Source organism: Lonsdalea britannica (assembly GCF_946477055.1).
Taxonomy (GTDB): domain Bacteria; phylum Pseudomonadota; class Gammaproteobacteria; order Enterobacterales; family Enterobacteriaceae; genus Lonsdalea; species Lonsdalea britannica_A.
Genome location: NZ_CAMKXG010000377.1, coordinates 1 through 2,568 on the forward strand (window position 1 = coordinate 1; position 2,568 = coordinate 2,568).

Below are 2,568 nucleotides of genomic sequence, written 5' to 3' on the forward strand. Positions count from 1 at the left end.
ACCCGACACCGCCCATTTCCCGTTCGCCTTCTGCGATATCCGTGCTTTCCGTTGACGGTTCTACCCATCCTCAATTCGTCCGCGTCATCCGAGCGCCGAGTCTGTTGACGTCGATGGCGACTCGCTTTTGCCTTTTGCGGCTCTTTTCCGGGGGCGTTATCGCCCATTTTCGACCCGTTTTGCTCGCTAGTTTCACGCTCGCCGGGCGGTTTTTTTCACTGTTTTTCGTCCGCGCAATCTGTCTTGGACGAGGGCGTGAAAATCGCGTTTTTTCGTCATGCCTCATCATGCACCTTTAACTGTGTTTACAAGCACTGGCGCGGGTTGGCGGGGATACTGACCGTATGAAAACGAACTCAATCTTCTGGCAACCGGCACTGCAACACCCCGGCGATTTAGTCGAGGGCACCGCCGATATTGCTCAATCCATTTTCATTATTCTGCGCACCCCGCGCGGCAGCGACCCGCATCGTCCGGAGTTCGGCAGCGATTTACATCGCTACCTCGACTACCCCATCGACCGGGCTATTCCGCACGTGGTGCGGGAGTCGGTTGAGGCCATCAAACGTTGGGAGCCGCGCTGCAAACTGCTGGGCGTGAAACCCACGGTGGACGGCGAACATCTGACGCTTCGGGTGCAGTGGCGCACGGTCGCAGGCGTGGAACAACAAACGGAGCTGGTATGGCGTTAACAACAGAGCCTGTGTTTATCGAACGTGATGCAGAGGCGATCACGGCTGAAATGATTGCCCGCTACGAGGCGGACAGCGGCAAAACCCTCTATCCGGCGCAGGCTGAGCGCCTGCTGATCGACCTGATCGCCTATCGCGAAATGCTATTGCGCAGCGCTATTCAGGATGCGGCCAAGCAGAATCTGGTGCGCTACGCGCGTGCGCCGATGCTGGATTATCTCGGCGAGCTGGTGGGCGTTTATCGACTGGCGGCGCAGTCCGCGCAGGCGACGCTGGCGTTTAGCGTCGACACCGCGCCGCTGACCGACGTGCTGATCCCGGCGGGGCTGCGGGTCAGCGCTTCCGACAGCGTCATTTTTGCGACCGATACGGACGCCGTGCTGAAAGCCGGCACGACGAGCATCACCACCACGGCGACCTGCGCCGACGCGGGCACGGTCGGCAACGGCTGGCAGCCCGCGCAGATCAGTACCTTGCTGGACGATGTGAGTGATCTCCTCGACCTGTCGGTCAGCAACCTGACGGCCACCAGCGGCGGCTCAGAGCAGGAAGATGACGAGAAGCTGCGCGAACGTATCATGCTGGCGCCCGAAGCGTTCAGCACCGCGGGTTCCCGGCTGGCGTACCGCTATCACGCGCTGAGCGCGCACCCGGACATCGTCGATGTCGCGGTGGTGTCGCCGACGCCGGGGACGGTCGAGCTGTACCCGTTGATGTCCGGCGGTCTGCCGGATGCCTCGGTGCTCACCGACGTCGAGAGCCTGTGTTCGGCGGAGAAGGTGCGTCCGCTGACCGACACGGTCACCGTCAGCGCGCCGGAGCGGGTGGATTATGCCATCCATGCGCAGCTGGTCATCAAGCGCGGCGAGTCCTCCGAGTCCGTGAAAGCCGCGGCGGAAACCGCAGCCGCCGCCTGGGTTCAGGCGCGGGCAGCGACGCTCGGCAAAGACATCGTGCTCAGCCAGATCATGGCCGCGCTGTCGGTGAACGGCGTCTACGACGTGTCGCTGACCTCGCCCACGCAGTCGCTGACGGTCGAAGAGCATCAGTGGGCGCACTGCACCGGTATCGAGATCGTGGCGACGGGGGTGTCGGATGAGTGATCTGCCTCTTCCTCCGCCGCTGGCGGGGGACGCCAGCCTGACCGCGCTGGCGAATCTGGCCGAGCGCTGGGATGAGCTGGATCTGTCGGCGCTGATGGTTTACCTCGTCGACATCGTCGACAGCAGCGCGCTGGACGCGCTGGCCGAACAGTTTTCCCTGAAGGAAGACGGCTGGGTGCTGGCGGAGTCGGAAGACGCGCGCCGGGCGATGATCAAAACCGCCATCGAAATGCATCGCTACAAGGGTACGCCCTGGGCGATCCGCGCGGTGATCCGCAGTCTGGGCTTCGGCGAGGTCGAGCTGATCGAGCATATCGGACGCCTCAATTACGACGGCGAACGCCGTTACAACAACCTGTTCGTGTACGGCGACGCCAGCAAATGGGCGGTTTACCGCGTGCTGTTGCAGCAGCCGATCACCAACGATCAGGCGCAGATGCTGCGCCGCACGCTAGAGGCCATCGCCCCCGCGCGTTGCCATCTGGCCAGCATCGAATATACCGCCGTGCCGATTCGCTACAACCGCACGGCAATCTATGACAATAGTTACAACTACGGGAGTGCCTAATGGCAGAGTTAACAGAAAAAGCCGAGTGGACCGACGGTATATACCAGTTGGAAACCTCGGACCCGGTGGTGGGCGGCCCCGGCGGGATATCCAACCGTCAGGCGCAGGAGCTGGCCTATCGCACCCGCTACCTTAAAGACAATTTGGACGCGACCAGCGCCGGTCTTTCGCAGCACGAATCCGCGGCCGACCCGCACACGCAGTA

At 62.4% G+C, this 2,568-nt stretch carries 3 protein-coding genes and 1 pseudogene; all 4 read left to right on the forward strand.

Annotation, left to right across the window (positions count from 1 at the left end; all coding sequences use genetic code 11):
- Positions 1-344: 344 nt before the first annotated feature.
- The gene (locus tag Q7O77_RS16865) at positions 345-692 is read left to right on the forward strand and encodes a GPW/gp25 family protein (RefSeq protein ID WP_085653702.1); all 348 of its coding nucleotides are present in this window, start codon (positions 345-347) and stop codon (positions 690-692) included.
- The gene (locus tag Q7O77_RS16870) at positions 683-1,795 is read left to right on the forward strand and encodes a baseplate J/gp47 family protein (RefSeq protein ID WP_304169917.1); all 1,113 of its coding nucleotides are present in this window, start codon (positions 683-685) and stop codon (positions 1,793-1,795) included. Before Q7O77_RS16865 ends, Q7O77_RS16870 begins: the two co-directional genes overlap by 10 nt.
- Positions 1,788-2,363, forward strand: coding sequence for a phage tail protein (locus Q7O77_RS16875; protein ID WP_085653700.1), 576 nt, complete (start codon positions 1,788-1,790; stop codon positions 2,361-2,363). The genes Q7O77_RS16870 and Q7O77_RS16875 overlap by 8 nt, the downstream gene beginning before the upstream one ends.
- A pseudogene (locus tag Q7O77_RS16880) lies at positions 2,363-2,568 on the forward strand (phage tail protein); the annotation flags it as partial. The gene Q7O77_RS16875 and the pseudogene Q7O77_RS16880, both read left to right, overlap by 1 nt.

Coding starts and splice junctions, on each gene's coding strand:
- Q7O77_RS16865 (WP_085653702.1), top strand. CDS start 345: ATGAAAACGAACTCAATCTTCTGGCAACCGGCACTGCAACACCCCGGC.
- Q7O77_RS16875 (WP_085653700.1), top strand. CDS start 1,788: ATGAGTGATCTGCCTCTTCCTCCGCCGCTGGCGGGGGACGCCAGCCTG.
- Q7O77_RS16870 (WP_304169917.1), top strand. CDS start 683: ATGGCGTTAACAACAGAGCCTGTGTTTATCGAACGTGATGCAGAGGCG.